Source organism: Rubneribacter badeniensis (assembly GCF_002899695.1).
In the GTDB taxonomy this organism is placed as follows: Bacteria; Actinomycetota; Coriobacteriia; order Coriobacteriales; family Eggerthellaceae; genus Rubneribacter; species Rubneribacter badeniensis.
The window spans coordinates 26,590-32,593 of sequence record NZ_PPEL01000025.1; the positions used below are offsets into that span (position 1 = coordinate 26,590).

Sequence of the window (6,004 nt, forward strand, 5' to 3'; positions counted from 1 at the left end):
TGGGGGCTGTGCGCTACGTGGGCGGCAGCCTCCACCTGCCGTGGTTGGTCGCGCGGCCAGGCCGCAAGCGCCTTTCTCTCCAGGCGCAGGGCTTAGCCGAACGATCGAGGCAAGGGCAAGCAGGATCACGACGAATCTAAGAGGTTGAGAGGCTGAGAGGACGAGAGGCGAGGAGGACGGCATGGGGCTGCACGAGCGCGAAGAGCTGGTCGCGATGAACACCGCTCGCAAGGGCTTTTACGAGTTTTTGGCAAGCGTGTACAAAGTGGAGTTGACCGAAGAGCAGATCGAGTCGTTGGCGAAGTGCGATCTTCCTGCGGACGACGAATTCGTGGGTGCGGGGTACTCTGCAGTGAAGGAATACCTGCGTCATCGCGATTCCGGCACACGTCAGGAGCTTGCGGTGGATTACGCGCGCGTGTTTTTGGGCGCGGGCATGTACGAGCAGATTACCGCGCCGCCGTACGAGTCGGTGTACACAAGCCCCGAGCATTTGCTCATGCAGGAAGCGCGCGACGAGGTGGTGGCCTGCTACCTGAGCGAAGGGCTGGGTTTGCCGGCCGAGAACACCATGCCCGAGGACCATCTGTCCTTCGAGCTTCAGTTCATGGCCAAGCTTATCGAGCGTGCTCAGGCGGCGCTCGAGGCCGGAGACGATGCGCGCTACGCCGCGCTGTGCGAGAAACAGCGCCTGTTCTTTGACGAGCATCTGGCCGGATGGGTGCCGCGCTTGTGCGCCGATGTCCGCGCGTATGCGCGCACGGCGTTTTATCGCGGCATCGCCGATATCACCGAAGGATTCCTCGCATTGGAGGATCAGGTGATCGAGCCGGTCGGCAAAGCGGCATAAGCGGCGAACGGAGGAAGCCGTGGTCGAGTACACGCGTCGCGCGTTCATGGGGTTCTGCGGTGCCGCTGCGGCGTTCGCGGGATTCGGCGGGGTGGTAAAAGCCTTTGACGGCGCGTCTGAAACCGATCTTCTGCGCCCGCCGGGAGCGCAGGACGAGCTGCGCCTTCTGGCGTCGTGCGTGAAGTGCGACCGTTGTCGCAGCGTGTGCCATACGGGCGTTATCGGGGTGGCCGAGGTGGGAGATGGCGTGGTGCGCGCCCGTACGCCCAAGCTGAACTTTCATCGGGGGAGCTGCGACTTCTGCGGAGACTGCCTGCGCGTGTGCCCGACGGGGGCGATCGGGAATTTCGATCCGGATGTGGACAAAGTGGGCGTGGCGGTGGTGCAGAAGGATCGCTGCCTTGCTTACTATCAGGGCTGCGTCGAGTGCGAGCGAGCGTGCCCCTTCGAGGCCGTCGAACTGGACGATGCCGGCCATCCGGTGGTGAATGCCGAGCGCTGCAACGGGTGCGGCGTCTGCGAGGAGATATGCCCCGCGCTCGTATACCGCAGCTTTGCCGGTGGTGCGCGACGCGGAATCGTGGTGGTCAGCCCGAGCCGGTTCGCGGCGCTCGGCACGACCGTCGTCGAGAACGAGAGCGAGATGAATGCCTCATGAAGCGCGACGCGAAGCTGCTGCGCACGCTGTCCGCTTTGGCGGTGGTGGCGCTTGTGTGTTTGGGCTTGGCCTTCCATGCCGGAACGGGCACTCCTTCGGCCTGGGGCATCTACGACATCGCGGCGATCTGCCCGATCGGTGCGGTGGAGGTGGCTCTTGCCGCTAAAACCGTGGTGCCGCCGATGCTCATTGCGTTTGCCATCGGCGTGGTGCTTGTGCTGGTGTTTGGACGCGCGTTCTGCGCCTGGGGGTGCCCAGTGCCGCTTCTGCGGCGCATCTTCGGATCCGGTTCGTCTCGGGAAGCGGCCAAAGACGGTGCGGGCAAGCGCAAGAGGCTTTTCCGATCTTCCAAACTCGATGCGCTCGACATCCCCAACTCCAAGCGAGGCGGGGCGGGAGATTCGCGCAATTGGGTGCTGGGAGGCGCGCTTTTGTCCACAGCCGTGTTCGGGTTCCCGGTGTTTTGCCTGATATGCCCGGTGGGTTTGACGTTTGCCACCATCGTGGCGTTGTGGCGCCTCTTCCAGTTCAACGAAGTGGCTCTTTCGCTGGTGGTGTTTCCGGCCGTTCTTGTGTTAGAGTTGGCAGTGCTGCGAAAATGGTGCAGCCAGTTTTGCCCGCTCGGTGCGCTGCTGTCGCTGCTGTCGCGGCTGAACCGGACGTTTCGTCCGACAACCGACGAAGGAGCGTGCCTGCGCTCGTCTAAGGGCGAGCCGTGCCATCGGTGCGCCGAGGCGTGTCCCGAGGGCATCGATCTTCACGATCCGACCGCATCGGCACCGCTCAACGAGTGCACGAAGTGCCACGCATGCGCCGACGCCTGCCCGATGCACGCCATCACCTTTTCCTTTTTGCCGAAATCGACAAAGGAGAAGGGAGCTTCGCCGGAGGCGAAAGAGAAGGATCGGATGCTACAATAAATCGACGCGAAACGGGGTGCGCGCTGCGGTCGGGTTTTGCGAAGGGGGAAGAACGCTGTGGGGGCAGACAAGGCGAGCGGAAGGCGGGACGGTCGTGCGCGCTTCTCGGCGACGCGCTTGTGGGAAGATTTGGACGAGCAGTGGCCGAGCCTCAAATTTCTGGGTTTCGGTGCCTATTATGCCTGGATATTTCTTTGTTATAACAGCGATGTGCTGTTTGGCTGGGCGGGTAGCGCGGTGGGAAGCGATGCCATGTTCGCCATGTATCTGGCTTCCACGGCGGCGCTCGGCGTCGTGCTTATTGCGGCCGGTGTCTTCCACAACGTGGCTACCCGCATCGTGGAATCGCGGTCGGCGGTGCTTTCGATGGCGGGCGTTGCCGCTGTCACTACGCTGACGGCCGCTTGGTCGTCGCCTTCCGGTTCGCAGGATGCGCTGTTTATGGTCAGTTGCGCGCTGACGGGCGTTGGCACGGCGTTCGTTGCTTTGCGTTTGGGATCGGTGTACAGCACGGTAGGTGCGCGTCAGGCGCTCATGTACACCGCTGGCTCGTTCATCTTCGCAGGCATGCTGTTTTTCGTATGCATCGGGCTCCCTCATCCGGTGGGGTTGTTGGCGACTGCGATGCTTCCTCTTGTTGCGACCGCGTTCACCATGGCGGCGACTCGCGGGCCGGTTGCGCCCTCCGAGGACATTGTCCCCATGTGCGAATTGCCCCGCGGTTATTTCGTTCGGCTTGCGGTTTCGGTGGTGGTGTTCTCGGTCATCGCGGGCGTCACCAAGGGGTTCATGGCGCTGCAGCAGCCGCTTTCGACGGTTACTGATCAAGGCGTCATTATCGTGTTCGCCACGGCTTGCACCGCGGTGCTGTTGTTTGTGCTGGTGGGATTGTTGGTGCGAGAGTTCGACACGAGCCAGCTGTACTACCCTATCATCATCCTCGCATGCTTGGGCAACCTTGCAGTGCCGCTGTTCGGAGGGTTCGGCGTTATCCAGGGAGAGCTGGCGAGCATCGCATACAATCTGTTCATCTTGATGGTGTGGTGCCTGCTTGCCAATGTGGCGAACCGCACCGACCTTGCGTATGCAAGCGTGTTCGGCTGGGGCCGTGGAGCATCTGCGGCGGGCACCACCATCGGCTGGTTCGCAGGTTCGTCGCTTGCGCCCTTGTTGCTCGAGAATCCCAGCAACATGGTGGCGTTCGCCATGGGCATGGTGTTCGTGCTGCTGGTGGTGTCGATGGTGGTGCTCAACGAGCGCACCATCGGCCAAGCGCTGAAAAAGACGCGCAACTCCCAAGCCAACCAGGCCGCTTGCGATCCCTCTTCGGGTGAACGGAGCGACGGCGGGGCGGGCGGTTTTCCCCGCGAAGGCGCTTGGACGAAGAGCTGCAATGCGCTAGCCGAGCAAGCGGGCCTGTCTTTGCGCGAACGCGACGTGCTGTTCTTGTTGGCAAAAGGCTACACGATCGAGCACATTGCCGGCGAGCTGGGCATCTCCTTCAACACCGCGAAGAGCCATATTCGCAATGTCTATGCGAAAGCGGGCGTGCATTCCAAGCAAGAGCTGCAAAGCCTCATCGAAGAACGCAAAGGCGCACTGCAAGCGGGGGCCTTTCGTTAGCGCGCATTCATGCGCTCAATCTGCGAAGATGCGGAGATTGGCCCTGTGCGTGCGGGACCGCTGCGGATACAATAGGGGCAGGAGAGCGGGGCGACGGCTGCGGGGTGCGGCGGCCCCGGGGTGACGTAAGGAGCGCGCGCATGACGGAAGTGCAGAAGAGCATGGCCCTGTTCTCGGGGTCGGTCAATCCCGAACTTGCCGACGAGATCGCCAAGGAGCTGGGCGTTTCTCTGGGCAACGTGAAACTAGAGAAGTTCGCGAACGGCGAGATATACGCGCGCTACCAGGAGAGCGTGCGCGGTGCCGACGTGTTCCTCATCCAGTCGGTGTGCGCGGGCGAGGGCTACGACGTGAACGACGCGCTCATGGAGCTGCTCATCATGGCCGACGCGGCGAAGCGCGCCTCGGCACGTTCCGTATCTGCCGTGGTCGCCCATTACGGCTATGCGCGCCAAGACCGCAAGGCGGCTCCGCGCGAGCCGATCACCGCGAAGCTCGTGGCCGATCTTCTGGCCGCGGCGGGCGTGGACAACGTCATCACTATCGACCTGCACCAAGACGCCATCCAGGGCTTCTTCGATCAGCCGGTGAACCATATGACGGCCATGCCCATCTTCGTGGACTACTTCAAGAGCAAGGGGCTCGACCACGACCGCCTGTGCGTGGTGTCGCCCGACGTGGGACGCGCGAAGGCCGCGAAGAAGTTCTCCACGATGCTGGACTGCGACATCGCGATCATGCACAAGGATCGCCCGAAGCACAACCAAGCCGAGATCACCGCGCTCATCGGCGACGTGACCGACAAGATCTGCATCCTCAACGACGACATGATCGACACCGCGGGCTCGCTCGTGGCCGCCGCCTCCACGCTCAAGGCGAAGGGGGCGGCGCAGGTGTACGCGTGCGCCACGCACGGCCTGTTCAGCGGCCCGGCGTACGATCGCATCGAGAACTCGTGCATCGAGGAGGTCGTGGTGACGAATGCCGTGCCCGTGCCGCTTGCGCGCCAGACCGGCAAGGTGAAGGTGCTCTCCGTGGCGCCGCTGTTCGCGAAGACCATCAGCAACGTGTACAACAACGGCAGCGTCGCGAGCCTGTTCGAGTAAGAGAGGGCAGGTCCCGTCGTTCTCCAAACGACGGGACCTGCCGACGCTGCGAAGGGCGTGGTGCCCGATCTTCGCGCGATGCCGAAGACTCGCGTACTGAAGCGCGCTTTGCCTTCGCCATCCCGCGAATCTGAGGCGCTACGCCCCCTCTCGCTGACATACGTTCGACCCGTGGGTAGAAAGCTGGTTTCATGTTTTTGATCGTCGGCCTGGGGAATCCGGGCGAGGAGTACGCGCATACGCGGCACAATGCCGGGTTCGACGCGGTGGACATCATCGGAGATGAGGTGGGCGCGCGCTACTGGAAGACGGAGTGCGGCTCGCTCACGGCCAAGGGAGCCTACCGCGACGTCGATCTTGTGTTGGCGAAGCCGCAAAGCTACATGAACACGTCGGGTGGTCCGGTGAAGCAGCTCATGAACGCGTACGGCGTGGACGCATCGCACCTCGTCGTCATCCATGACGAGCTGGACATCGACCCCGGTACTGTGCGCGTGAAGTTCGGCGGCGGGCACGCGGGGCACAACGGGCTGCGCTCCATCTGCGACAAGCTGGGCACGCGCGACTGGTTCCGCGTGCGCGTGGGCATCGGGCGGCCGCCGGGGCGCATGCCGGTGGTCGACTGGGTTCTATCGCTGCCGAAGAAGGACGCGGCCGACGACTTCGCCTACGCGGTGGATCGCGGTGCGCAGGCGGCGCTCTCGTTGGTGACTGTAGGGCTGGAGAAGACGCAGCAGTCGTTCAACTAGGGATGTGGCTGCGGCTCGGATTCCGTGAGTGCGCGGGAGCAGGGCGTTCTGCCGGAGGGCGGGCGCGGAAGGCTTGCGGGCGCAAAGGAGAAGGGGCG

The 6,004-nt window shown here is 63.4% G+C and carries 6 protein-coding genes; all 6 read left to right on the plus strand.

The annotated features are described in order from the left end of the window. Positions 1 to 181 precede the first annotated feature (181 nt). The 6 genes from C2L80_RS05985 (at position 182) to pth (ending at position 5,906) form a co-directional block, all read left to right on the plus strand. Positions 182 to 850, plus strand: a complete 669-nt coding sequence (locus C2L80_RS05985) for a TorD/DmsD family molecular chaperone (RefSeq protein ID WP_087193112.1) — start codon at positions 182 to 184, stop codon at positions 848 to 850. Positions 851 to 869: 19 nt separating this feature from the next. After that, positions 870 to 1,508, plus strand: a complete 639-nt coding sequence (locus tag C2L80_RS05990; protein ID WP_087193113.1) for a 4Fe-4S dicluster domain-containing protein — start codon at positions 870 to 872, stop codon at positions 1,506 to 1,508. Then, positions 1,505 to 2,428 carry a 4Fe-4S binding protein gene (locus C2L80_RS05995; protein WP_103262850.1) on the plus strand — a complete coding sequence of 308 codons (924 nt, stop codon included), beginning with the start codon at positions 1,505 to 1,507 and terminating at the stop codon, positions 2,426 to 2,428. Before C2L80_RS05990 ends, C2L80_RS05995 begins: the two co-directional genes overlap by 4 nt. 57 nt (positions 2,429 to 2,485) lie before the next feature. After that, positions 2,486 to 4,051: a helix-turn-helix domain-containing protein gene (locus tag C2L80_RS06000; RefSeq protein ID WP_103262851.1), complete on the plus strand. Its 1,566-nt coding sequence runs from the start codon at positions 2,486 to 2,488 to the stop codon at positions 4,049 to 4,051. A gap of 140 nt (positions 4,052 to 4,191) precedes the next feature. After that, on the plus strand, positions 4,192 to 5,157 hold the full coding sequence (locus C2L80_RS06005; protein ID WP_103262852.1) for a ribose-phosphate diphosphokinase: 966 nt from the start codon (positions 4,192 to 4,194) through the stop codon (positions 5,155 to 5,157). A gap of 191 nt (positions 5,158 to 5,348) precedes the next feature. Beyond that, positions 5,349 to 5,906 (plus strand): aminoacyl-tRNA hydrolase, encoded by a 558-nt coding sequence (gene pth / locus C2L80_RS06010; RefSeq protein ID WP_087195585.1) that lies wholly within the window; start codon positions 5,349 to 5,351, stop codon positions 5,904 to 5,906. Positions 5,907 to 6,004: the final 98 nt, after the last annotated feature.

Coding starts and splice junctions, on each gene's coding strand:
- C2L80_RS05985 (WP_087193112.1), top strand. CDS start 182: ATGGGGCTGCACGAGCGCGAAGAGCTGGTCGCGATGAACACCGCTCGC.
- C2L80_RS05995 (WP_103262850.1), top strand. CDS start 1,505: ATGAAGCGCGACGCGAAGCTGCTGCGCACGCTGTCCGCTTTGGCGGTG.
- C2L80_RS06005 (WP_103262852.1), top strand. CDS start 4,192: ATGACGGAAGTGCAGAAGAGCATGGCCCTGTTCTCGGGGTCGGTCAAT.
- pth (WP_087195585.1), top strand. CDS start 5,349: ATGTTTTTGATCGTCGGCCTGGGGAATCCGGGCGAGGAGTACGCGCAT.